This window comes from Brenneria roseae subsp. americana (genome assembly GCF_003115815.1).
GTDB lineage: Bacteria > Pseudomonadota > Gammaproteobacteria > Enterobacterales > Enterobacteriaceae > Brenneria > Brenneria roseae.
The window spans coordinates 25818-51890 of sequence record NZ_QDKJ01000018.1 but is presented as its reverse complement, the minus strand read 5'-3'; the positions used below and the strand labels follow the sequence as shown (position 1 = coordinate 51890).

The 26073-nt window shown below is 53.2% G+C and carries 20 protein-coding genes; 14 read left to right on the top strand and 6 right to left on the bottom strand.

The features are described from left to right. Window positions 1–73: 73 nt before the first annotated feature. The 5 genes from bglB to katG all read left to right on the top strand — a co-directional run bounded on the left by bglB (window position 74) and on the right by katG (window position 7884). A complete protein-coding gene (gene bglB, locus B4923_RS18855) occupies window positions 74–1213 on the top strand; it encodes a beta-galactosidase BglB (protein WP_109491252.1) in 1140 nt (379 codons plus the stop codon). A gap of 199 nt (window positions 1214–1412) precedes the next feature. Continuing rightward, on the top strand, window positions 1413–2699 hold the full coding sequence (locus tag B4923_RS18850; RefSeq protein ID WP_109491251.1) for an ABC transporter substrate-binding protein: 1287 nt from the start codon (window positions 1413–1415) through the stop codon (window positions 2697–2699). Window positions 2700–3184: 485 nt separating this feature from the next. Then, window positions 3185–3583: an H-NS family histone-like protein gene (locus B4923_RS18845; protein WP_109055901.1), complete on the top strand. Its 399-nt coding sequence runs from the start codon at window positions 3185–3187 to the stop codon at window positions 3581–3583. Between the two features lie 365 nt (window positions 3584–3948). Further along, the gene (acuI, locus tag B4923_RS18840) at window positions 3949–4926 is read left to right on the top strand and encodes an acrylyl-CoA reductase (NADPH) (protein WP_109055900.1); all 978 of its coding nucleotides are present in this window, start codon (window positions 3949–3951) and stop codon (window positions 4924–4926) included. Window positions 4927–5688: 762 nt separating this feature from the next. After that, window positions 5689–7884: a catalase/peroxidase HPI gene (gene katG / locus B4923_RS18835; protein ID WP_109055899.1), complete on the top strand. Its 2196-nt coding sequence runs from the start codon at window positions 5689–5691 to the stop codon at window positions 7882–7884. Window positions 7885–7955: 71 nt separating this feature from the next. On the opposite strand, the gene B4923_RS18830 is transcribed toward katG, so the two are convergent. The 3 genes from B4923_RS18830 to B4923_RS20970 are packed head-to-tail and all read right to left on the bottom strand — an operon-like array spanning window position 7956 to window position 11757. After that, window positions 7956–9737, bottom strand: coding sequence for an ABC transporter ATP-binding protein (locus B4923_RS18830; protein ID WP_109055898.1), 1782 nt, complete (start codon window positions 9735–9737; stop codon window positions 7956–7958). Next, window positions 9734–11563, bottom strand: a complete 1830-nt coding sequence (locus B4923_RS18825; protein ID WP_109055897.1) for an ABC transporter ATP-binding protein — start codon at window positions 11561–11563, stop codon at window positions 9734–9736. The genes B4923_RS18830 and B4923_RS18825 overlap by 4 nt, the downstream gene beginning before the upstream one ends. A 47-nt stretch (window positions 11564–11610) precedes the next feature. Continuing rightward, the gene (locus B4923_RS20970) at window positions 11611–11757 is read right to left on the bottom strand and encodes a hypothetical protein (RefSeq protein ID WP_170116091.1); all 147 of its coding nucleotides are present in this window, start codon (window positions 11755–11757) and stop codon (window positions 11611–11613) included. Here B4923_RS20970 and B4923_RS18820 point away from each other — a divergent pair. The 4 genes from B4923_RS18820 (at window position 11757) to B4923_RS18805 (ending at window position 16745) form a co-directional block, all read left to right on the top strand. After that, window positions 11757–12728: a helix-turn-helix transcriptional regulator gene (locus tag B4923_RS18820; RefSeq protein ID WP_109055896.1), complete on the top strand. Its 972-nt coding sequence runs from the start codon at window positions 11757–11759 to the stop codon at window positions 12726–12728. The two genes, B4923_RS20970 and B4923_RS18820, sit on opposite strands and share 1 nt — an antisense overlap. Before the next feature lie 180 nt (window positions 12729–12908). Beyond that, window positions 12909–13325 carry a hypothetical protein gene (locus B4923_RS18815; RefSeq protein WP_109055895.1) on the top strand — a complete coding sequence of 139 codons (417 nt, stop codon included), beginning with the start codon at window positions 12909–12911 and terminating at the stop codon, window positions 13323–13325. Between the two features lie 2 nt (window positions 13326–13327). Further along, window positions 13328–14539 (top strand): MFS transporter, encoded by a 1212-nt coding sequence (locus B4923_RS18810; RefSeq protein ID WP_109055894.1) that lies wholly within the window; start codon window positions 13328–13330, stop codon window positions 14537–14539. Window positions 14540–14735: 196 nt separating this feature from the next. Then, the gene (locus tag B4923_RS18805; protein ID WP_109055893.1) at window positions 14736–16745 is read left to right on the top strand and encodes a TonB-dependent siderophore receptor; all 2010 of its coding nucleotides are present in this window, start codon (window positions 14736–14738) and stop codon (window positions 16743–16745) included. 126 nt (window positions 16746–16871) lie between these two features. Here the strand turns inward: B4923_RS18805 and B4923_RS18800 are convergent, their stop codons facing one another. Together B4923_RS18800 and B4923_RS18795 are read right to left on the bottom strand one after the other, a co-directional pair. Continuing rightward, window positions 16872–17675 carry a pyrroline-5-carboxylate reductase family protein gene (locus B4923_RS18800; protein ID WP_109055892.1) on the bottom strand — a complete coding sequence of 268 codons (804 nt, stop codon included), beginning with the start codon at window positions 17673–17675 and terminating at the stop codon, window positions 16872–16874. A 95-nt stretch (window positions 17676–17770) separates the two neighbouring features. Next, window positions 17771–18532: a VOC family protein gene (locus B4923_RS18795; protein WP_109055891.1), complete on the bottom strand. Its 762-nt coding sequence runs from the start codon at window positions 18530–18532 to the stop codon at window positions 17771–17773. A 275-nt stretch (window positions 18533–18807) separates the two neighbouring features. On the opposite strand from B4923_RS18795, the gene B4923_RS18790 reads away from it, so the two are divergent. From B4923_RS18790 to B4923_RS18770, 5 genes are read left to right on the top strand one after another with little or no spacing between them, the layout of a single operon-like run. Then, window positions 18808–20439, top strand: a complete 1632-nt coding sequence (locus B4923_RS18790) for an ABC transporter substrate-binding protein (protein ID WP_109055890.1) — start codon at window positions 18808–18810, stop codon at window positions 20437–20439. Window positions 20440–20444: 5 nt separating this feature from the next. After that, entirely contained in the window at window positions 20445–21422 is a 978-nt protein-coding gene (locus tag B4923_RS18785; RefSeq protein WP_109055889.1) for an ABC transporter permease, read from the top strand. Continuing rightward, window positions 21422–22255: an ABC transporter permease gene (locus tag B4923_RS18780; RefSeq protein ID WP_109055888.1), complete on the top strand. Its 834-nt coding sequence runs from the start codon at window positions 21422–21424 to the stop codon at window positions 22253–22255. Before B4923_RS18785 ends, B4923_RS18780 begins: the two co-directional genes overlap by 1 nt. Then, window positions 22252–23868, top strand: a complete 1617-nt coding sequence (locus tag B4923_RS18775; RefSeq protein WP_109055887.1) for an ABC transporter ATP-binding protein — start codon at window positions 22252–22254, stop codon at window positions 23866–23868. Before B4923_RS18780 ends, B4923_RS18775 begins: the two co-directional genes overlap by 4 nt. Before the next feature lie 12 nt (window positions 23869–23880). Next, window positions 23881–24828 (top strand): LysR family transcriptional regulator, encoded by a 948-nt coding sequence (locus B4923_RS18770; protein ID WP_109055886.1) that lies wholly within the window; start codon window positions 23881–23883, stop codon window positions 24826–24828. Between the two features lie 7 nt (window positions 24829–24835). On the opposite strand, the gene B4923_RS18765 is transcribed toward B4923_RS18770, so the two are convergent. Further along, window positions 24836–25876, bottom strand: coding sequence for an ABC transporter substrate-binding protein (locus tag B4923_RS18765; protein ID WP_245929667.1), 1041 nt, complete (start codon window positions 25874–25876; stop codon window positions 24836–24838). Window positions 25877–26073: the final 197 nt, after the last annotated feature.

Below are 26073 nucleotides of genomic sequence, written 5' to 3'. Positions count from 1 at the left end.
CTATTAATTAATACCAATCGAGATCATTTTAAGTTGGTGACGTTTGATTATGAACAAATAAAGAGGAATTGGCATGACCGTTTTCCCTGTAAAACACAATAAATTATTATGTAAAAAAGAATTTCTGCTTCCAAAAGCCGAATTAAACCAAAAGATATTAAATGTTATTCATAACTTAATTAACATTCGTGATGAAACAGGGGAGTTTCTCATTCGTCTTGATGATGGTCGAGTTGTTGATTCCAAAAGCTGGAATAGCTGGGAATGGACGCAAGGCGTAGGTCTGTACGGTCTTTATCAGTATTATAATCAAACGAATGATCCTGATATCAAAGAAATTATGGAAAAATGGTTCGCTGAACAGTTAGCGGAAGGCACACCGATCAAAAATGTCAATACGGTTTGCCCGTTGCTGACGCTCGCCTATCTGTATCAGCAAACCCCTTGTTCCAGTTGGCTCAGTTATCTGGAAAACTGGACAGAATGGGTACTATATGAAATGCCACGTACGGATTATCACGGCCTGCAACACATTAATTCTAACCGGGAGAATCATCAACAATTATGGGATGACACGTTAATGATGTGCGCGTTACCCATAATGAAGATAGGGAAATTACTTAATCGCCCTGAATTTGTTGAGGAGGCGGCCTACCAGTTTTTATTCCATACCCAGCAATTGATGGATAAAAAAACCGGGCTATGGTTCCATGGCTGGACATTTGATGGAAATCATAACTTCGCTAATGCACTTTGGGCCAGAGGGAATTGCTGGATTACCGTTGCTATTCCCGATTTTATTGAGCTTCTTGATGTTCCCCCGGAAAATGCGACCCGCCGCTATTTGCTCCAGGTTCTTGAGCGCCAGATTAAAACATTAGCCGAATGTCAGGATGAAAGTGGTCTATGGCATACATTGCTTGACGATCCGTCATCTTATCTGGAAAGTTCAGCTACGGCAGGCTTCGCTTACGGGATCCTGAAAGCAGTACGTAAACGTTATATTAGTAAAGATTATGCAGTAATAGGTGAAAAGGCCATCAAAGGACTATTGGATAATATTGATGAAAGCGGTCAGTTAAACCAGGTTTCCTTTGGTACCGCACTTGGAAAAGATTTGGATTTTTATAGAAATATCCCTTTAACTTCAATGCCATATGGTCAATCCATGGCAATACTGGCGCTAACTGAATATCTCCGGACTTATATTTAATATTGGAGATATCATTAACATATTCTTGTCGTCGAGGTTTTATCGGAACATCGCCAAATATTAAGATAATTTTATAAATTTCGCTTTTATCACCTTATTTTTGGAGCGGCAATTCTGAGCCAGCGATAAGGTGATGAGGCCCCCATTGCGACAAACAGGATAAACCCTGATGTTATAAATCGTAATAAGGATGGGTAATATGAATTCAATAACGCGCTCCACGGTATTTATTATGGCAACGCTATTCCTTCCCTTGACTTGCTTGTCGGAAACGATTGAGCTTCGCATGTCCTGGTGGGGCGGGAATCAAAGGCACCAAGCCACACGCCAGGCACTTGATGCCTTCGAGCAGGCCTACCCGAATATTAAGGTAAAATCTGAGCCGGGAGGTTTTGATGGACAATTACAACGCTTAGCGACCCAGGTTGCCGGTAATTCAGAGCCTGATGTGATGCAAATCAACTGGAACTGGTTACCGGTTTTTTCCAAAAATGGTGATGGATTTTATGATTTGAATAAGCTGGATAAGGAGATTGATTTATCCCAGTTCAATGAACAAGGGAAAAACATGGTGATACTCAAGGATAAACTGAATGGTATCCCGGTTTCACTTACCGCCCGCCTTTTTTACTATAATGCAGAACCTTGGCGAAAAGCCGGGCTCAATTATCCCACGACATGGGATGAACTCTTTTCGGCTGGAAAGGTTTTCAAAGAAAAACTGGGGCAGGATTATTATCCGTTATCCATTTATCCCAATACAGAGATAGTTGCACTTCTGAATACCTATATGGTTCAAAAATACAATATCCCGATGGTGGATGAAGAGAATAAAAAGTTCAATTACACTAAAGAACAATGGATCGATTTTTTTGGTTTTTATAAACAACTGATAGATAATCATGTCATTCCCCCGGCGGTTTCTTACTATGCTTCTTTCGGAAAATCTAATCCATGGGAAATAAAACCCTGGATGAATGGACAACTCGGCGGGAAATATCTTTGGACAACAGATAATATCTACGCGCCCAATCTGAAAGATCCAGATGATTATGTCCTTGGTCCATTCATCATGCAGCCCGAGGCCAAAGAAGCAGGACTATTCTTTAAACCTGGGTTGATTTTCTCTATCGGAAAAAACACACGCCATCCTAAAGAGTCAGCGCAATTAGTGAATTTTCTGCTAAACGATCCGCGAGGCGTCACTATCATGGGTCTGCATCGAGGCGTGCCATTGAGTGAAAAGGCAGTAAAAATCCTTCAAGAGCAAAAAATGATTGATGATAATAATTTACAGCTTAAATCACTTCGCCAGATGGAAGAGTTTATCGGCAATGTTAATGTATCAACGTTCTTGGAAGATGCACAATTCCAGACGCTGATGACAACGCATATTGAACGGATAGAGCAAGGCAAAAGTTCTCTTGATGAAATCGCCACGGCGTTCCCGAAAGAGGCCGAACGAATTTTGAAAAGATTCTTTTAAATTTCCACATAAGAAACAATATTATTTATAAGCGGTAGCGCAGTGCCAACTGTGACCTGAACCGCTAAAATCGATGAAATTCGGGGCCTTGATTAACAGCTAGCGTTTTCCAGCTATAACAAGCGTCCCAAATTTTCCCGTTTGCCGCATTATTGGTGTTCTTCGGGTGCTTTTCCCATCCATATTTGTCGCGTTAAGTTAACGCCCCCTATATAAGATTCTACCCATCCCACTTCCTCGCTGCGATCAATCGCGCTATCGCCGAATGTGTATCAGCGATCCGGCAAGATCGATGACTCAGACGCCTTTGATAAAAACCTTATCTGTTTTATTCTTTTCTATTGTTCTCACCCTAAGTATTTTTTATATGCTGATATTTATCATTTATCACAAAATTTTCTTTATATAGTAACATCATGGTCTCGTTTTATTATAAATTGTCTTGTATGCTATTTATGCCTTTCTAACTATCAGGACGAAAACAAATGACTGAAGCCCTCAAAATATTAAACAACATTCGCACATTGCGCGCTCAGGCTCGTGAAACCGATCTGGCAACGCTGGAAGAGATGCTGGAGAAGCTTGCCGCCATCGTTGAAGATCGCCGCGAAGAAGAAGCCAAAGTCCAAAAAGAACAAGCTGAACGCCAAGCCAAACTTGAAGCCTTTCGTGCCAAACTGTTGGAGGATGGTATTGACCCGGCAGAACTTCTCGAAGGAATATCACCAAAATCTGCAAAATCCAAACGTGACCCCCGCCCCGCCAAATATAAATATATCGATGAGAACGGCGATGAGAAAACCTGGACTGGTCAGGGGCGTACCCCTAAAGCCATAACCGCTGCTATTGATAACGGTAAAACGCTGGAAGATTTTGAGATCTAATCCATCGGTTAGCTTCCAACCGCCATTGGAAGCTAACAGGATTAAATTAGACTGAATTGATTTTTGTTCTGTTCCTTGTCTGAGTCTGTTTTTCCCCACCGATGTTGACATAGCCTGGCTGGATAAAAGGTAATTTCTGCTAAGATTACACTCACTATCATACCTTATGATAATTTATATCAATCAATGTACCCTGTTTATCAATGTCAATTTTAACGATATTGTTCATCCCAATTAATCGGGGCAGAAAATAAACGATTCCATTACCTTTTTTTGCACAATATTCATAAAAAATACACCTGCAAAAGATGCCTCCGTTTAGCCGGGAGGAACGATCAAATTAGTCAGACGAGGAAAAGTCCGTCATGAAAGCTCTAGTTCTGCAACAGGAAGACCATAAAACATTGGCAGAGGTAAAAGAGATTACACTGCCCGAGTTGGCCGAAGGCGATGTACTGGTGGATATCGACTGGTCCAGCCTCAATTACAAAGATGCGCTGGCTATTACGGGAAAAGGTAAAATCATCCGTCAATTCCCGATGGTGCCCGGCATCGATTTTTCCGGACGAGTCCACCAGAGTAACGATCCCCGCTTTTCGCCAGGCCAGTCCGTGATACTGACAGGATGGGGGGTTGGCGAAACCCATTGGGGAGGGCTTGCCGAGCAAGCTTGCGTTAAAGGCGATTGGCTGGTGCCGATGCCCGAAAACCTCAGCGCACGCAATGCGATGATCATCGGCACGGCAGGTTTTACCGCCATGCTATGCGTGATGGCCCTGGAAGAGGCAGGCGTCACGCCGCAGAGCGGAGAAATCGTGGTAACCGGCGCCAGCGGCGGCGTCGGAAGTACAGCGGTCGCGTTACTGAATACGCTGGGATATACCGTTGTCGCGGTAACCGGACGTGAAACGACTCATGACTATCTAAAACAGATCGGTGCTGCCGAAATCCTGTCGCGCGACGATTTTGCGGATTCCCGCCCGCTAGAGAAACAACGGTGGGCTGGCGCCGTGGATACCGTGGGCAGCAACGTGCTGGCCAAAGTACTTGCGCAAATGAATTATGGCGGTTGCGTAGCGGCCTGTGGTTTAGCGGGCGGTTTTGATCTGCCCACGACGGTAATGCCTTTCATTCTGCGCAACGTGCGCCTACAGGGCGTTGACTCGGTATCGGTCCCTGCCTCCCGCCGGGCCGACATATGGCGCCGTTTAGCGAAAACCCTGCCAGAAAGTTTCTATCAGCAGGCGGCGGCGGAAATCGCACTGGAAGATGCAGCAAGTACCGCCGCTGATTTTTTGAATAATAAAATACGTGGCCGAACGTTGGTGAAAATCAGTCAATAACGATCCCGACCCGGTACAAATTCTTGTACCGGGTTAAACGGCAATAAAGCTGAGAGAGCATTAAGGCAAGGCGTAAAGGACAAGGATCAATAAGTCACGCAGGTAAACAGATAGGATACCGGGCCGCCAATTAAATAGGCCTGTTTGCCAAGTTGTATCACATCTAACTGTAATGTCGTTATCCGCCGTGAACTCGGACAAAAGCTATACGCAGGCAAGTGGTAAAACACGAGGACGCAGTGAAATCAGGCAATGACAAGGTGAGAACATCTTATAGCCGCTCAGATGAAAAATATCCCTATCGCCTTTCACGTTGCGAGGGCGTTAGCTGTATCGTCAAGTAACGATTGGTTTATATCAGGCAACTTCGCCTGATACCACGCCACGTATCCCCTGCCCCGGCGGGTCGCCCAAAACAGCGAATAAGAACAAATGCGATCGATTTCCCGTCAACAGCATTGAAATTCATTCTCACTATCAATTCATAACGATTAGATAGTTAATGGCTATCACAATATTCATCTAATTCTATTTTATCTATACCCATATGATGATTAATATTAATAGCGGATTTCAACCGAAGGGACTCACTATCATGGGTCGATCATTCGATAATTATCCAATAAATAAAAGTCCATGTATCACGCTAACCATTAGCACGCCCCCAAGACATATATTACGAGCAATTTCATGTCAACGGCTCAGCACTCGGACGCCAGACAGGCCGAGTGGATGGGACACACAAGCAGAGGTAGAGAACGCATGACAACTGAAAGCAAGTGCCCGTTTTCGGGCGGTGGTAACAAAATAACCACCAACAGCGGCACCTCGAACCAGGACTGGTGGCCGAATCAACTGAATCTGAAAATCCTGCACCAGCACTCTTCCTTATCCGATCCGATGGACAAAGACTTCGACTACGCCGAAGCCTTCAAAAGCCTTGATTTAGCCGCCGTCAAAGAAGATCTCCATGCCCTGATGACCGATTCGCAAGACTGGTGGCCAGCAGATTTCGGCCACTACGGACCATTGTTCATCCGTATGGCCTGGCATAGCGCCGGCACCTATCGTACCGGCGATGGCCGTGGCGGCGCCGGTGCGGGTCAGCAACGTTTTGCTCCGCTCAATAGCTGGCCCGATAACGTCAACCTTGATAAGGCACGCCGGTTGCTGTGGCCGATCAAACAGAAATACGGCCGCAAAATCTCATGGGCCGATCTGATGATCCTCACCGGTAATGTCGCACTGGAATCGATGGGATTCAAAACGTTCGGTTTTGCCGGCGGACGGGCGGACGTGTGGGAACCTGAAGAAGATGTCTATTGGGGTTCTGAAACCACCTGGTTAGGCGGCGACAAACGTTACTCCGGCGAACGGGATCTCGAAAACCCACTGGCCGCCGTTCAGATGGGGCTGATCTACGTGAACCCGGAAGGCCCGAATGGCAACCCTGATCCGTTGGCCGCCGCTAAAGACATTCGCGAAACCTTCAGCCGCATGGCGATGAACGACGAAGAAACCGTCGCGCTGATTGCCGGTGGTCACACCTTCGGTAAAACCCACGGCGCAGGTGATGCGGCGCTGGTCGGCGCTGAACCGGAAGCGGCCGGTATTGAAGAGCAAGGGCTGGGTTGGAAGAGCAGTTTCGGCAGCGGCAAAGGTGGCGATGCCATCACCAGCGGTCTGGAAGTCACCTGGTCTCAAACGCCGACCCGCTGGAGTAACTACTTTTTCGAGAACCTGTTCAGTTTCGAATGGGAACTGACCAAGAGCCCGGCCGGCGCCCATCAATGGCAACCGAAAAATGGTGCGGGGGCGAGAGAAGTGCCGGATGCGCACGACCCGTCAAAACGCCATGCGCCAAACATGTTTACCACGGATCTTTCTTTGCGCGTTGACCCGATTTACGAGAAAATTTCCCGCCGCTTCTACGAGAATCCGAATGAATTCGCCGACGCCTTCGCCCGCGCATGGTTCAAGCTGACTCACCGTGACATGGGACCCCGCGCCCGTTATCTCGGCCCGGAAGTTCCGGCCGAAGAGCTGATTTGGCAGGATCCGATCCCGGCGGTGAATCATGAATTGATTAATGAACAGGATATCATCGACCTCAAAGGGAAAATTCTGGCTTCAGGTCTGTCTGTCTCGCAGCTGGTCTCGACCGCCTGGGCGTCAGCATCGACCTTCCGTGGCTCAGACAAACGCGGCGGAGCAAACGGCGCCCGTATCCGGCTGGCTCCGCAGAAAGATTGGGAGGCAAATCAACCCGAACAACTGGCGCACGTGCTGAAGGTACTGGAAGGTATTCAGAACACGTTCAACAGCACCCAGCCCGGCAACAAGAAAGTGTCGTTGGCCGACCTGATCGTGCTGGCCGGCTGTGCCGGCGTTGAACAGGCGGCGAAAAACGCCGGTCACCCGGTCACGGTTCCTTTCACACCGGGCCGGATGGATGCTTCGCAAGAACAAACCGATATCGAGTCGTTCGCGGTGCTGGAGCCGATTGCAGATGGTTTCCGCAACTACCTCAAGGGACGCTACAGCGTTCCCGCTGAAGCGTTGCTGGTGGATAAGGCACAGTTGCTCACGTTGAGCGCGCCAGAAATGACGGTGCTGTTAGGCGGCCTGCGCGTGCTGGACACCAATGTCGGTCAAACTCCGCATGGCGTGTTTACCCATCGTCCGCAGACGCTGACCAACGATTTCTTCGTGAACCTGCTTGATATGGGAACCACGTGGAAACCTACTGGCGACGACGGCGTATTTGAAGGGCGCGATCGCGTGACCGGGGAACTCAAGTGGACGGGCACCCGTGCCGATCTGATCTTCGGTTCGCACTCTCAACTGCGCGCGCTGGCTGAAGTCTACGGTAGCGCGGATGCGCAGGCGAGCTTTGTACAGGATTTCGTCGCCGTCTGGAACAAAGTCATGAACCTCGATCGCTTCGATCTCGCGTAATCGTGGCTGAGTTGTTTTAAACACATTGCATTGCCGCTAATATATACCCCGCCTGGTGATTCGGCGGGGTATTACCTTTCCAAACGCCATGATTTCACCTGCTGCTGCGCCTCCCATAATGACCGATAACGCCCACCTTCGCTCAGCAACGATTGATGTGTCCCCTGCTGAGCAACGCGTCCTTCTTCAATCACCAGAATACGGTCGGCCCCCACAATGGTCGACAAACGATGGGCAATGACAATCACTGTTTTGTCCTGGATCAATTGGTCAATGGCGCGTTGTACCGACAGTTCGCTTTCCGTATCCAGCGCCGCCGTTGGTTCATCCAGAATCACGATAGGCGCATCCTTCAACAACGCCCGGGCAATCGAAATCCGCTGGCGTTCTCCCCCGGATAATCGGCCACCGAGTTCCCCCATACGAGTCTGCCAGCCTTGCGGCAGACGCTGAATGAAATCCAGACACTGAGCGGCCCGGGCGGCGTCTTCAACCTCGGCGTCGCTGGCTTCAGGGCGTGCCAGACGGATATTGGCCAGTATGGTGTCATCAAACAGATAAACGTCCTGAAACACCACGGAAATCAAACGATTCAATGTTGCCGGCGCGATCCGGCGGAGATCCACGTCCCCAATACGGATATCCCCCTGCTGTGGATCGGCATGACGCATCAATAAACGCGTGACGGTGGTTTTTCCTGAACCAGACGGCCCGACCAACGCGGTCATGCCTCTTGCTGGTATTGTCATACTCACATCGTGCAGTGCGACGGCGGCGGCATCGCGATAACGGTAGCTGACCCGATCAAAGGTAATCTGAAAGGTTGCCGGTGTGGCTTCCGGCTGCTGTATAGGCAACGGTTCAATGGCTAACAGCGCATCGATACGTTTCAGCGCGGTTTCGATCATCTCCAGTACGGCGGTGTAGCTGACAAACGTGGCCAGCGGCTCCGAAAAACGCACAATAATCACCATCAGCGCAGCAACCACCGTCAGATCCCAGCTCCCTGTCACCCCCCCGCTGACACCAACCATCACCACACATTGCAGTCCAAGCTCAACGACGCTGGCGATCGCCGCGCTCGGCCGGGTGCCTTTACGATGCGCCCCGGTCTGTATCCGCTGCAAATTTGAAAAACGCTGTCGTAACGTGCCCGCACGCTCGGCTTCGCTACAGGTGGTGCGTAGCACTGATAGCCCTTGAACGTACTCCACCAGATCGGCGCTGGTTTGTTGATGCGCGTCGGCCAGCATCCGTACTGTGTGACCAAATACCGGGCGCCGCCAGCGATATAGCAATGCAATCACTGGAAAAATCAGCAGCAAACTCAATCCAAGCCGCCAGTCCACCACCAGCATGCATAACGTCACAACGACGGGTGTGACGATCGCCAGTAGAATCTGATTCACAATGGCCAACGTATAATTCAGATTTTCATCCACGCTGCCCAACAGCAGTGAATTGATCTCGCCTGCACGGGTGGCCTGAAGTTTTACCAGCGGAATACGACGCAGCTGTTCTCCCAATCGCATACGCAGTTCATGCGTTGCCACCGCCATCTGGCCTTGATATTCAAACCCTTGGCCATACCAACGCAGCACCAGCGTCAACAGGCTTAACACCGCCATCGCGCTCAGCCAGCGCACGCCGCCGGCGTCTGCCGTATGAAATACGGCAGACAGAAACGGAAATAAACAGGCAAGCGACAGTCCCTGCGTCACCGATGCGGCAAACAGGCCAAGACAACTCCAGCGAAATGCGCGGGCCTGTGATCCGGTTGCCCGCACCAGTTGGCGATAGGTGGCATACCACGACGTGAGTTCGCTGCGGCGCGGTTGCTGTGCCGTACTCATGACCGTGTCTCCGCGGGCGTCGTCTGATTCGGGGCCGGACGACGCAACGCCCAATGCTGAGCCCGTTCGTAGTTGTCCCACAGACGGTGATATAACCCCTGTTCAACCATTAATGCCTCGTGGCAGCCGCGCTCTTTCAACTCGCCCCGATCAAAAACCAGAATTTGATCGGCATCGCGAATGGTAGATAAACGGTGAGCGACCATGATGACGGTTTTATCGCGCATCAGGGCGGAAAGCGCGGCGATCAGCGCCGCTTCATTTTCTGGATCGGCAAACGCCGTGGCTTCATCCAATACCAGAATCGGCCGGTTGTGCAACAGCGCTCGTGCGATAGCGATACGCTGACGTTGCCCGCCGGACAGAAACACGCCCCGCTCACCTGCCAACGTGTCGTATCCCTGAGGTAACGTCATAATAAAATCGTGGGCTTGCGCAGCGGTAGCGGCGGCAATCACATCATCCATGCTTTTGTCTGGCAAACCAATACGGATGTTGTTGGCGATCGTATCGGCAAAAAGAAACGGCTCCTGGAAAACAAAGGAAACCTGCTGCATCAGCGTGGCGGTTTTCATCCGGCGAATATCCACGCCGCCAATCAAAATCCGCCCACCGGTCACATCCCAAAACCGTGGAATCAGGCGGGCAACCGTAGTTTTACCCGCCCCGGATGGCCCTACCAACGCAGCGAGCGACCCTGACGCCACCTGAAAACTGACATCATGCAAAACGTCATCCCCTGTCGGCCCATCGTAGCTGAAACTCACGCGTTCGAAGGCCACGCCGGCATCCGCAGGTAATGTGTCCGGTTCAGTTTCGGGCAACGCCGGCATCGCCATCACTTCCTGAATCCGGCTGATGCTTAACCGGGCTTTCGCTACCATATGATTCAACGCCATCATCGGCATTACCGCTTCCGCCATGCCATTTCCCACAAGCAACACCGCAATCCAGAGGCTGAAATCCAGACTGTCGGAGTGATATAAGCCATAGCCCATGCCGCACAGCAGAAGCAACGTCGGCAGTGGATTAAGAATCGCAAAGGAGAAACGCGCCGAAAAGCCGGCCTGCTGATACCAGCGAGTCAGCACATCCAGATAGTTTTCCAACGCCTGCTGATAGCGGCCAAAGGTCGACGAGCCGGTATCAAACGTGCGAACCACCGGCATGGCCTGCACAAATTCAATGACAGCCGTACTGACCTGCTCGCGCGCCTGGTTATAACGCTGGTTCATATCACCGGAGCGGCGCATCGCCAGCCTCAGGACTACGCCCCCCGCCGCCAACACCAGCGTCGCGGACAACGCCAGGCGCCAGTCCAGCCACAGCAGCAATAGCGCAGTACAGACCGGCGCAACAAACGCGCGCGCATACAGCGGCGTACTGTCCGCCACAAACAGATGCAACGCATTAACGTCATCCTGCACAATTTTGGTGAGCGCCCCGGCGCCATAGCGCTGAACAACCCCCAAAGGAAGCACAGCCAGATGATCCGCCAATCCACTGCGAACGATGTTCTCCAACCGAAAAGCAGCATAGTGCGACTGATTAAACGACATCAGTCGCAGCAGATAGCTCCCGATTAAACAGCTCACCGCACTGGCGATAGGCCAGCGTGGCCACACGAGTGGTTGCCGGGTGAGGTGGCTTACACACCATGCGAGCGAGAGCAGGAAAGCGATGCCTAGCATGACCGATAGCGCTGAAAGGAACATGGCAAAGCCGATTTGTCCCCTGACGGGGTACATGATGTGCCAGGCGCTTACTGGCTTAGCGGGGCGGGATGCGGTATCAGATGGAGACCCATCAACAAAAGATTGCGGCATGAAATCTCTCTTTTCCCTTCCCGCACAATCGCTTGCGGGAAGCGCGTTTAAATCGGCTCGACGACGCCGTCAAAGTCAGGAATAATAACCATTCTCAACTGCATATCTACCCGATTCGAGCCGACTTCTACCCGGATCGGTATATACCCAATAGATTTCAAGATGACGTGTACACCATTCAGGAGACTGTCCATTGAAAGCATCCCCACTGACGTCCGCCACCGTACCTGAAGTCGCTATCTCGAATTTATTGCTGGATTTGCAGGTTGCGCATCCCGATCTGAACGTGGAGGGTAACCTTTTAAGGGTTACGCTTCAGGAAGGCCTGGATATTCTGGTATGGAAAGGGGAATTTCAGCAGCCGACCACGATGCACCTGCGCGACGACTGGGGAAGAGTCCAGTTCTCCTGCTCATTACAGGGTAAATCGCAATTCTCCCTGAAAGGTGTTCAACGCGGGCGTGAGCATGTATTGCAACAGGGCGCAGGCTGTATCAGCTATACCCCGGACTGTCAGGGCACCTCGTCGTATGCGGGAAAATTTGAAAGTGTCACCGTATCTCTTCGTCCGGACCTACTGACCGATTGGGTGCCGGATCTTAATGGCAACCTGCAACAACAGTTGAATAGCGGTCAGTTGTGCACCCACTGCGACTGTAACGCTGAAATGCGGGCAACCGCGCAGATGTTGAGCCATACCCTTTCCACTATCGCGCTGCAAAATCAACATGATGGCTCACGTCATGCGCCGCTATGGCTGTTGGGACAAAGCATGATCATGGTCAGCCTCGCCATTGCCGGGTATGACGGTTCGTTGATTCGACAAGAAGCGATCGGTCTGGCCGATCGCCAGAAGCTGCTGCGAGCCAAAGATTTATTGCTGGCCGATCTTTCCCAGGCCCCCACCATCGCCATGCTGGCCAGAGAAACCGGGCTGAGCGCACTGAAACTTAAGCGAGGATTCCGCCAGCTATTTAACAACAGCATCTACGGCCTGTTTCAGGCGGAGCGCATGCATGAAGCCCGGCGCCGCTTGTTCGTCACCGGCACGCCCGTCATGGTTGTGGCTACCGATCTGGGTTATGCCAATGCCAGCCATTTCAGCGCAGCTTTCCAGAAACAGTTCGGCGTCAATCCATCGGAATTCAAGCGGCTTATCCTCTAATTTTAATCTTCCTGCTTTCATATACCGCTAACAGCGCGCGCCCTGGCGTGTCGTATTCCGCGGTTCATCATGACAATAACGCCACAACCGAACCGATACGGGTGGAAATAGAATGGATTCGGGTAGCGCCGCATTTGCAAATGATTATCATTTCCTTCATTGAGAACGGGAGGAACAGATATGCGCAATGTGACGGGTACACAAAACGAGTTCATTGATACACAATACTGGCCGTTAGTCTTTTTGCACATGCCCGAACAGGTTCCTGACGAACAGGCCGGCGATTACCTTGCGCAGATTGAAGTACTCTATGCCCGCCATCAACCCTTCGTCCTGTGTATGACCGGAGCCGACCTGCCCCATCACTCCTCTGTTTTTATGGCCGCCTATCTTCAATGGACCACCGATAACGTCAGCCTGCAACAGCAATATTGCGCAGGCGCCATTCGTATTGAAAGCGATGATGCCAAGCGGGAGAAATACCGGCAATGGGCCCGGAACTGGGCGAAATCGGGCAATGCGCCCTACCTTTACGCAGTCGTTGCCACCTTGCCCGAAGCGCGGGCGCTAGCGCCAACCTTACTGGATCGCCAATAACCATGACGCGCTACCTTCCATACTGGTGCTTTTATCTGCATCAGGGGATGATTACCGCCCTGATTTTACAAGGCGTCATGGGCTATTTTCGTCACGCCGGACTGGATTTGTCTCAGTTGAGTTGGCTATCGCTCACGCTGTTGCCCTGGGTTGCCAAATTTCTGTGGGCGCCATGGAGCGAACGCCATGCGGTGGCGCTGCGCGGCAATCCTTATCTCGGTAGTCTGGTACTGCTACAGGCGGCAATGGCAATCACGCTGGCGGCCATCGGTTTTCTGTCTCCGGCGCAATCCGTGGGTTTGATCCTGATCGCGCTGATGCTGCTGGCTTTTCTGTCAGCCAGTCACGATATCTACGCCGACGGCATCACCATCTGTACCACCTCGGCATACAGCCGCCCGCCGGCTAACGCCGCTCAGGTCGGGGGCAGCTATCTCGGCATTCTGTTTGGATCCTATGCCTTTTTAAGTATTGCCGAATCAGCTGGCTGGCGCAGCGGTTTCCTGGCGCTGGCTGCTTTTTCTCTGCTGTTGCTCATTTTGCCCCTGCGCTATACCCGTAAGGCGACGCGGGTTCCCGGCCAGACGCGACCGACGCTGGATCGGCGTAATATTATCGCCCTGTGGCCGATACTCACTTTCACCGCCATTTTTTATCTTGCCATGCGGGGCATGATGGCGTTGCAGACGGTCATTCTTATCGACCAGCAGTTAAGCCTGAGTCGCCTTGGCATCATCATCACCGTCTACAGCACCGCCGTCAGCGGTGCCGGTATTGTGCTCGCCAATCTGTTGGTGCGGCGACTGGGCGCCATACGCTGCCTGCTGCCAGTAATGATCCTGCACGCACTGCTGGCAACCATACTGACGCTGGGTTACTCGCACTATCGACTGACCAGTTGGATCGTGCTTTTTGGCGTAGTCAATCTGGCTGCCGCGATAGGTTTTGTCACGCTCTACAATGTGCTGATGGGGTTGGTCAGGCCGCATCAGCCTGCGTCTGACTATGCGCTGTTTCAATCTACCGATGCGGCCGTTGCCATGATCGTTTCCCTCTCGGCGCTACAGTTGGCTCATCACACGGGTTACCTATTCACACTGGCTGCTCTGGCGCTTTTCGCTGTCGTCAGCCTGTGGCCGGCCTGGCGGCTATGCCAACGGTTGTCTCATGCCTTTTCACCCGATGTCTCCCGGCGGCCGGCACCGAGCCGCTAAACCCGGGGGCACAGCATTGATAAGGCGATCGCCCGTTGTCAGCCGGAGTAAGCCAACCGCTTTGAGGTTGAAATAAACCCGATGCGGGTAGTTCATTTTATGCAAATAATTATCATTTGCCTTTGAAACATCGCATTTACTACCGCCAGACCGGCGTTATCTGGCATCTTCTTTTCGTCATTTCAGGGATTCCACAATGAAAATAATGCGTCTGTATCCATTGGCCTTCACCGGCCTGCTGCTGTCCTCCTGCGCATATGCCGCAGCGGAAGACACCCTGACGGTCTCCGCCAGCAAACAATCGCCCTACTCCGCATCATCGAATAACGTCTCCTCCACCATCGTAACCGCACCAGAGCTGAAAGATGCCGGCGTCACCAGCACCGATCGGCTGACACGGGTGTTACCCGGCTTGAATCTGGAGAACAACGGCAGTCTGTTGTTCCCGTCAATCTCATTGCGCGGCGTCTCTTCGGCGCAGGACTTCTACAGTCCGGCGGTAACCCTCTATGTTGATGGCGTACCGCAGTTGTCGACCTATACGGTACAGGCGCTGACAGATATTGAGAGCATCGAAATGCTGCGAGGACCGCAGGGCACGTTGTACGGTAAGAGCGCTCAGGGGGGGATTATCAACATTGTGACGCAACAACCAGATAGCACGCCGCGGGGATATATCGAAGGGGGCGTTGCCAGCCGGGACGGCTATCATGGCAAAATCAACGTCAGCGGGCCGATACAGGATGGTCTGTTATATGGCAGCGTCACGCTGCTGCGTCAGGTGGATTCCGGCGCCATGACTAACCCATCAACGGGCAACAACAACCTCGGCGGCACCAAGGCAAACGTGGGAAATGTGCGACTGAGACTGGCGCCGGACGGGCAATCATGGGAAACCAGCCTCGCCATTACGGAAGACTGCACGCGCGCCACGCAGGACACCTATTTGCCTTTCGGCGATGTGAAAAACCGCACGCTGGATATCGCCCCAGGCGCCCCCGATCCTTATCTGCGCCGTTGTACACACAGCCAGACGCTGACCGGAAAATACACCACCGCCAACTGGATATTCAGCTTGGTTAGCGCATGGCAGCAGCAAAATTATGAGCGTACATTTCCGAATAGCACGCTAATCGCCGACATGCCGGAACGCTGGAATCAAGACGTACAGGAACTGCGCGCCGCCACATATGGGAATGGACGTACGGTGGATATGGTCGTTGGTCTGTACCGACAGCAAACGCGTGAAAAACTCGACCTGACTTACAGCATGTCAGGTATGCCTTATATGCAGACCAATTCGGATACCTCTGCGAAAACGCTGGCCGCATACAGTGATTTAACCTGGCATCTGACCGACCGTATCGATCTTGGCGGCGGGCTGCGCGTGTCACATGATAAAGCCGATACCCGCTATCACGGCCAGATGGCGGGAGCGGGGTTTGGCGACCAAAACAGTACCAATGACGATCAGGTATTAGGGCAACTCTCCGCCAGCTATCTGCTGGATAGCAACTGGCGCATTTATACCCGCGTCGCGCAGGGATACAAACCGACAGGCTTCAATCTATCGCCAACGGCAGGCACGCCGGCGAGCCCTTATACCGCGGAAAAATCCATGAACTATGAAATTGGGTCGCGCTACCAGACTGGCGATCTGCAACTTCAGGGGGCGGTATTCCATACCCATACCCGCGATATGCAGCTGTATTCAGGGCCGGTCGGTATGCAGACCTTGAGTAATGCAGGCAGTGCCGACGCAACGGGTATGGAACTGATCGCGAAGTGGCAGTTTATTCCCGGTTGGTCATGGGATATTAACGGTAACTACGTTCGTTCCGAATTCACCAGCGATAGCGAGCGCTATCAGGATAAACGCGTTCCCTTTGTTCCGCGCTACGGTGCCGGCACCAGCCTTAACGGTATGATTAATACACAATATGGCGCCATCATGCCGCGTATTGCGTTAAATCTTGTGGGGCCCCATTACTTTGACGGCGACAACGAGTTACGTCAGGGCGCGTATGCCACCACCGATCTGCGTTTGGGATGGCAGGCCACCGATCGGATCAATATCGCGGGTTACGTCAATAACGTCTTTGATCGACGCTATCGTACCTTTGGTTTCCTGAGCGGAACCTCAGCCTATGCACAAATCAACGAAGGGAGAACCGTCGGGGTTGATGTGAGAGTCGATTTGTTCTGATACCGATTGCCCTTGTTCGAACCGCGCCGCCCGGTAAACTTTATCGGGGTGATGTCATCACTGACATCACCCCGACAGACGGTAAAGGTCTGGTTTCAGATATCAGAACAAAACGCCGGACCGCAGTCAGTGAACCTGCGCCAGTTCCGTCGTTCTTCTTACCGCCGCCAGCACACTACGTTGTAACCCCGCGGCAAAATCGCTGTTGTTCAACTCGTAAAGACCATGCATTCCCACCCCTGCCGGTGAATTATTGATATCCAGCAGTTGGCGCGGGTGTTTCTTACTGAGCTTCAGCATCTCAACCGCCCCGACCAGATTCTCCAGCACCACCTGCGTCGCTTGCGCACGCGGCAATCCCGCCAGTACTCCCGCATCCGTCAAAGACTCAATAAAATAGTAAATGTAGTTTGGCCCGGCCACGCCAAAGCCGGTAAAGACATCGATCAGGCGCTCTTCCAGATACAGAAATTTACCGAAGCCGGACAGAAACGTCTCAATATTCTCCGCACGGGCATGGTCGTTAAGCGTCACGCCGCTGTAGCCGTAGCCGGTATCGGTCAGGGTATTCGGTATCACCCGCACAATAGCCCGTTCCGAACCCAGTAACGACGCCAGCTGTTCCAGCGTGACTCCGGCCACAATCGACACCACCGTGCCGTGAGACGCCGCCGTCTGCCGAATGCGTTTCGTCACGGCGGCAAGATCGTCTTGAGGACGCACGCCAATCACCACCAGATCGGCCTGTCTCAGCGCATCCGTTGCGTCATGCTGGTCAGGCAGGTGATAGATTTGGCTGACGGTGTCAATACGGTCAGCGTCAATATCTTCAATACTAATCTGCCCGGCGGTGAGCGTGTTTCGCGCCAATGACGCACGAATAATGGCTTCCGCCATTTGCCCGGCGCCAATAAAGTGAACCTTTGCCATGTGAACCTCCCGGTTATATCCCCTGTCAGGATGACCGTTATTAATAGGATGGATTCTATATCTGACGTAATTATTCTATTAACGTCAAAGAAAAATTAAACCAACTGATACTCGCCGTCGCCAACAAATATGCTGAGCGCCTTTAATTCAGGATTGTCAGTCTGCAACTGAATCGACGCCAGACGATTTGATTCGCCAGACTGGAAAATAAACTGCTGGTCGCCAATCAGTAAATGGGCAGGGTTTTGTTCACTGCGAGGTAAATTAAACAGCTGTTGCCAATGAGCGGCAACCTGCTGCGGTTGTTTGACCTTGAACAACGCGGATTGGATCGTCACGCGCCCCGCCGGATGAGGCCGATCAAGACCGCGCTGCCGAAGCAACCGCAAACGTCCGGCGTCCGTTTCGCCCCACTGGATAATAAAAGGATAGGCGAGGCCCTGATAATCGCCGGCAATGGTGAACATACGCCATTCAATAAGATTGCCTTGCGCATCATGACGTTTGCCCGCAACGATCGGAGAAAGCGCCAGATGGTGCTGCCGGAGCGCGGCATAGCTGGCATCAATATCGTCACTGCGCAGGGCAATGCGATACAGGATCTGCTGTTCCGGTAAAAAGGTTTGCGCATCACGTGACAATAAGAACCGCTCCTGAGCGGCCGCCAGCTCATCGGCATCGCGGATCCCCAGAAACTCAATATAGGTCAGGCCAAAATAACTCAGCGCGTTATGGGTTCCCCACCCCGGATGGGAACCGCCGGGAAACGCCACCAGTTGGCGATCGGTAAATGCCGCGACGGCATCATCCAGATTATTCACATAATGAACGACATGATCCCATAATAAATTTGCCATACTCCCCCCTGACACCCGTGTAATAAAGTCTATCCGGTTAACTATTTTTAGGGTGCGTTTAGTGAAACAAACGAGATGATCGTATTAGAGATTTTAATTTTTCATTTGGTTAGTGATTTTTTCGCATTAACTTTACCAAAAAATAGATATATGATTTTTTCACTTTATATATACCAATAATGCAATGCGATAGAATAAATCGTCATTTCACTAATAATTAGTCCCGCCCTTATTCTTTTTCCCTTATTGGTTAATTTCTTCTTACAGGGATTTTTATGAATATTTCACGCAGGCGGTTGTTAATTTCCTCCGCGGCCATCACGGCCACCTTACCATTCACTTCTTTTCTGTCGGCGGCGCAGAACAGTCCGGCTTCCGGCGTCCTCCCCGGCACGCCGGTCAAAGGCGGTACGCTTGGCGTACACATTGCCGCGGAACAGCGCATCCTTAACCCGGCGCTGCGCGCCTCCACCGGTGTTTACATCGTAACCAGTAAAATCATCGAATCACTGGTGGATTTGGACGCGCAAGGAAACATTATTCCGCAGTTGGCAACCGAATGGCACACCACGCCAGATGGCAAGACCATTACCTTTAAACTGCGCGAGCAGGTCAAATGGCATGACGGTAAGCCGTTTACCGCCAAAGACGTGCAGTACAATGCGCTGGAGCTATGGAAAAAACAGCTCAATTATGGCACGGCGCTTCAGCAATATCTGGAGGCGGTTGATACCCCCGACGATCATACCGTCGTGTTCCACTACTCCCGCCCAATGCCGATTGAGCTCTTGCTGCGGGCGTTGGCGGATCTCGGCTATGTCGTTCCGCGCCATCTGTATGAAAACAGTAACGTGCTGGAAAACCCGGCCAACACGGCGCCGATTGGCACCGGGCCGTTTAAATTTGTTCAGTATGAACGTGGGCAGTACATTATCGCCACCCGCAATCCGGATTACTGGCGTCAGGATCAACCCTATATCGAACGGATTGTCTGGCGCATCATTACGGATAAATCCGCCGCCACCGCCGCGTTGGAAACCGGGCAGATTCAGCTCAGCGCCTACTCTCAGCTTTCCCTTGCGGATTTGGATCGACTGCAAAAACATCCTGACTTTGAGGTGACGCCGAAAGGCTCTGAGGCCAACGTCTTTAATAACACGCTGGAATTCAATTTCCGCCGCAAAGAAATCGCCGATGTCCGCGTCAGACGCGCCATCGCCCACGCCATCGACGTGCCGTTCTTTATCGAAAACTTCCTGTACGGTCAGGGCAAACCGGCGACCGGCATCATTCCGTCCACCTCCACCTCGTTTTATCCGGCCAACAGCAAGCCGCCCTATCCGTTCGATCGCAAAAAAGCGGAAGCGCTGCTGGATGAAGCCGGCTATCCCCGTGCGGCCAACGGTGAACGCTTTAAACTGAAACTGGTGCCTATCACCAACGGCGAGGATGTGACCTTGTTCGCGACCTATATTCAGCAGGCCTTGTCGGAAATCGGCATCCCGGTGGATATCACCAACTTTGACTATGCCGGTTCGCTGTCCGCCGTTTACAAAGATCATAATTTCGACCTCGCCACCGGTTGGCACCAGTACCGGGGCGATCCTGCGGTATCGACCACCGTCTGGCTGCGTTCAGGCAGCCCGGCAGGCTCGCCGTGGACCAACCAGTACGGCTGGCAATCCGACGTGGTGGATAAACTGATCGACGATGCCGCCTCGGAAATCGATCCGGTCAAACGGCGCGCGCTGTATGCGCAACTGGTGGAGGAAGCGAACGAGCAGTTCCCGGTCTGGTTTGTCACCGAACGCCAGTTCTACAGCGTCGTGAATAAAAAACTGAAAAATGCGCTCAATACGGCGCGTTGGCCATCCAGTAGCTGGCACGACGCCTGGCTGGAGGCCTGAGCGCAATGACATTATTACTGCTCGCCGGCCGTCGCCTGGCGGCGGCGATTCCGGCGCTGTTGATCATTCTGGCGGGATTGTTTCTGCTGTTGCAATTCGCGCCGGGGGATACGGTCGATGCGCTGGTGGCGCAGATCGGCGGCGGCGATCCGACGATGATCGAAGAATTGCGGCGTTACTATGCTCTCGATCAGTCTACCGCCGTGCGATTGGGAGACTATCTGTGGCGGTTGATACACCTCGATTTGGGCCAGTCGGCGATTTATGGTAAACCCGTCGCAGCGGTAATTCTGGAACGTCTGCCCGTCACGCTGCTGCTGATGGCTACCTCGCTGGCGCTGGCCGTCGCGGCGGGCATGGCGTTGGGGATTATCGCCGCACGCCGGGTCAATCGCTGGCCGGATACCCTGATTTCACTGCTGGGCCTGATTTTTTACTCCACGCCCTCCTTCTGGTTTGGGTTGATGGGTATCTTTCTGTTCTCCATCTATCTCGACTGGCTTCCTTCCGGTGGATTTGAAACCATTGCCAGCGGGCTGACCGGCATCGACCGTATTCTGGATATCGCCAGGCATCTGGTGCTGCCGACGCTGACGCTGGCGCTGATCTTCCTCGCGGTGTATCTGCGCATCATGCGGGCATCGATGCTGGAGGTCGCCACGCTGGATTTCGTACGCACGGCCCGCGCCAAGGGACTGCGTGAAAACCGCATCGTGGTGCGCCACATTCTGCGCAACGCCCTGTTGCCCCTGATCACGCTGATTGGCTTGCAGGCAGGCACCATGCTGGGCGGTTCGGTGGTGGTGGAAAGCGTATTCTCACTGCCCGGACTGGGCCGTCTGGCCTACGAATCGGTCATGCAGCGCGATCTCAATACGCTGCTGGGCGTTGTCTTCGTGTCGGCGCTGCTGGTCATCAGTATCAATTTTTTGGTGGACCTGCTGTATGCCAGGCTCGATCCGCGTATCTCGGGTGAACAATAATGCGTCAATTTTTTAAACGCTACGCCCACAGCCCGGCGGCCCTGCTCGGCCTGATTTTACTGCTGCTGGTGGTTGGTATGGCGCTCACCGCCGATCTTTTTTTTCCGAATAACCCGCTGCGGCTGGCGGGCCGCCCGTTGCAATGGCCGCTGCACAATCCGAACTTTCTACTCGGCACCGACCAGACCGGACGAGACATCGCCGCGCAGATTTTCCACGGTGCGCGCATTTCTCTGACCATCGGGCTGGTGGCGACGATCATCGCTATCGTTATCGGTATTGTTGTCGGCGCGCTGTCAGGCTTCTACGGCGGGATCGTTGATGACCTGTTGATGCGCCTGACGGAAGCATTCCAGATTTTGCCCAACTTTCTGTTGCTACTGGTGCTGATCGCCGTATTTGGTTCCACGCTGGACACCGTGATCTGGGCCATCGGCATCGTCTCCTGGCCGCCTGCCGCCCGGCTGACGCGCGCCGAATTCATGTCACTGCGCAACCGGGAGTTCGTGCAGGCGGCGCGATCGCTCGGCATGCGCGATATGCCCATTGTGTTCCGTGAAATCCTGCCCAACGCCCTGCCGCCGATTGTGGTCTACGCCAGCGTTATCATGGCGGTTGCCATTTTGCTGGAAAGCGCGCTGGCCTTCCTGAATCTGTCCGATCCCAATGTGCCCTCCTGGGGAAATCTGATTGGTGCCGGGCGCAGCGTGCTGCGTCAGGAATGGTATGTATCGGCGATCCCCGGCGTAGCTATTTTATTAACCGTACTCTCTGTTTCGCTGGTCGGACAGGGACTCAATGATGCGCTGAACCCAAGGCTGAAAAACCGATGAGCGTTTTGTTATCGATTAAAAATCTCAGCGTCGCGCTGCCGGCCGACGCCGATCGTCCGTGGGCATTACGCCAGGTGTCACTCGACCTGTATGCCAATGAAATTCTATGCGTCGTGGGTGAAAGCGGCTCAGGGAAATCCATGACCGCCAGCGCCATTATGGGGTTATTGCCCGATCAGGTGCGCCCGACGGAAGGCAGTATTGAGTTTGAAGGTCGCGACCTGCTGAATCTGACGGAAAACGATCTGCGTCAGCTGCGCGGCGCTCGCATCGGCATGATTTTTCAGGACCCGATGACCGCCTTAAATCCGCTGCACAAAGTGGGCGACCAAATTGCGGAAATGTTTCTGACGCATCAGCATATCCTGCCGCGGCGCGAGATCGCCGGGCGGGTACAGCAACTGCTGACTGACGTCCATCTTCCGGATCCCGCCGCCATCGCGCACGCTTATCCTCACCAGCTTTCAGGCGGCCAACGTCAGCGGGTGATGATCGCCATGGCGCTGGCGCTTGAACCGCGGGTGTTGATTGCCGATGAGCCGACCACCGCGCTGGACGTCACCACGCAGGCGCAGATCCTCAAACTCATTCGCGAATTGCAGCAGCGTCAGGGAACGTCGGTGCTGTTTATTACCCACGATTTTGGCGTCGTTGCGGATATCGCCGATCGGATCGCGGTCATGCGGCAAGGCGAACTGGTCGAACAGGGATCGGCCCAACAGTTGCTCTATGCGCCACAGCATGATTACACCCGCGCGCTGATCGCCGCCATTCCGTCACTGCATCCGACTGCACCGCGTCCCGTTGCGGAAAACACCCCGATACTGACGCTGAAGCATATTACCAAGACGTTCCGCCAGTCCGGCTGGTTTAATCGCCACAAACGCCAGTCAAAGGCGGTGCAGGATGTCAGCCTGGAACTGCCGCAGGGCAGTACGCTGGGTATTGTGGGGGAAAGCGGTTCGGGAAAATCAACGCTGGCGCGCTGTATCGTCCGTTTGTACCAGCCAGATTCCGGGGAAATCCGGTTTGCCGATCGGGATCTGGCTCAGTTGCCTCGGCATCAACTGCGGGAATACAGCCATCATATCCAGATGGTGTTTCAGGACCCCTATTCATCGCTGAATCCGCGACAGCGCGTCGGCGGCATCGTGGCGAGAGGATTGTTAATTCAGGGCGTACCGCGCGCCGAAGCGCTGGAAAAAGTCAAAACGCTATTTGCTCTGGTCGGGCTTGATGCTTCCGCCATTCATCGCTATCCGCATGAGTTTTCCGGCGGCCAACGCCAGCGTATCGGGCTGGCGCGGGCGCTGGCAGTGGAACCCCGGATTCTGGTGGCCGACGAACCGGTGTCCGCACTGGACGTCTCCGTGCAGGCTCAGGTGCTGGCCTTGCTGGCAGAACTGCGAGAACGTCTGGGCCTGTCGATGATTTTTATTACCCACGATCTGCGCGTCGCGGCACAGGTTTGCGATCGGATTATCGTCATGCAGTCGGGGCAGATTGTGGAGCAAGGATTAACCCAACAGGTATTCCAGCACCCGCAACACGCTTACACGCGGCAGCTACTTGCCGCGATCCCCGGTCGTGAATGGCAGGCGCACGCCGCCTGATTGGGTCATCCTATGCATCTGGATTTGCGGCAGTTACGAAATTTTCTCGCGCTGGTGGAACACGGCAGTTTTGTTCAGGCCGCCGAAGCGGTGTGTTTATCTCAGTCGGCTTTTAGCCGCAGCATCCAAACGCTGGAACAGACGATGGGCTACCCGCTGATTGATCGTCAGAGCAAACGCCTTGCCCTGACGTGGCAGGGGCAAAAGCTGCTCCCTTTTGCCCGCAGAATGCAGGAGTTGTCCTGGGAGTTGATTGCCGACATGCAGCAAATCAGCGATGAGGAAGAAGGCGAGTTGACATTTGGCTGCGGCCCGGCGCCTTCCATGACCTTGATTCCCAAAGCCGTGGCGCATTTCCAGCAATTACGTCCGCGAGCCAGAGTGACCTACAGCGTGGATAACTGGCAGTCGCTGCGGCAGCGTTTACTGGCGGATGAATGCCCGTTTTTCGTTGCTGATACCTGGCAGGCAGAACTGGAAACGGCCTTTCGCGTACAGCCGTTAAGTCAGCAACGCTGTTTTTTTATCTGTCACTGTTCGCATCCGCTGGCGCAGCAAGAGAAAGTTTACCCCGAGGAACTGTTGCATTTTCCGCTGGCATCCCCCTATCTCCCTGTCGGCATGCGTAAAATACTGGCTACCCTGACCCGGCAGCCAGATTATCGTCCACAGATCCAGTGCGATCATATCTATTCGGTGTTTAGCGTGCTGCGTCATTCGCAGGCGATCAGCTTTGCCAGTGAAGATGGCTTTGCCCTGGGCAGGCTAAGCCATCAGTTAGTGGAAATTCCGTTGGCCGATACCCCGCCGGAATGGGGAAAAATGCAAACCCGATTCGGCATTATCTCCAGTCTGCAAAAGACCCTGTCGCCACTCGCTCAGTTGATGATTGACGTGATTATCGAACAGGATGCGCTGCGTTCGCAGGCGTCCCCTTTCCCCATAAGCGACGTTATTTGATAGGTTCTTAGTCAACGGCCTGCCCGCTGATATCGTACTCCGGCCAGTTTTTCTCCAGCTTCAGGCGCGTTAGCGATTGCTCCACAAAACGGCTGTCAAACCAGTCGTCTGCCGAATAGACCTGACGGATCAGGCCGGCTGCGTTTGCCCGCTGAATACTGTCTTGCAGGCTGCTGCGCAGAAAGGGATCCAAACGCGGGGAGCTTTGGAAATTAAGATCGTCCGCGTGCATCTCCTCCTGAAACAATGCTTCCGGGATCTGGCTTTGCGCCGCCATCAGTGCGATATAATCCGCCAAATGAACTGATTCGCTAATCCACTGCGCGTTTTCCACCAGCACATCGACCAGTTGCTGGGTGGCCTGCGGGTAGCGTTCGATAAAATCCGTCGTCGCCAACACCGCCGCCTGCGTGGTATTGGACCAGCCCAGCGCACGGCTGCTGGTGACAATATTGATACCCTGTTTACGCAGGGACAGCAGGGAAACCCCGCCCCAGACGGCGTCGACCCGTTTGGCGGCCAGCGCCGCCTTTCCTGCCGTCCAGTCCAGATTAATGACCCGGATATCCCGCACATTCAATCCGACGCTGTTAATCGCTCGTTCGAAAGAGAGCTGATCGGCAGTGCCTTTATAGACGGCGATCCGTTTACCGCGTAAATCTTCAATACGCTGGATGCCTGACTCCGGCGTTACGGCCAGATAGGAACTGGACCCGCGTGAGCCCACCAATACGCGGGTTGAAAGCCCTCCGGCGCGACCGATGATGGCCGCCAGATCGCCGAGATAAACCACGTCCAGTTGCTTATTCGCCAGCGCTTCATTAACCGCCGGGCCTGCGCCTTTAAAAAACGACCATTTGATTTTAATCCCCTGCGGCTCAAATACCTGTTCCAGCTGTTGACGAATATGCGCCAGTCCCAAGGGGCCGCGTATAAACGGCTTGCTGCCCGCACTTTGATCCGGCAAACCGATACGGATTTCAGTCGGCTGGCTGGTGATTTCTTCAGCCGGTGCGGCGCTGGCGGTGAAAACCCCCATCGCCAGCATCAGCCCGCCGATCATCTGCCTGATATCATGCCATTTACGCTGTCGTTGCGCCGCTGATTGCCGCTGCATTTTTTCAATGAACATCGTTTTTTCCATAAACAAACAAGTGAATTAATGCCACGAAGCTAACGAAAGGGTCAGGCCGTATTTAAATAACATTTATAGGTTTATTCAGTTGAAAAAAGCATAAATCAGAG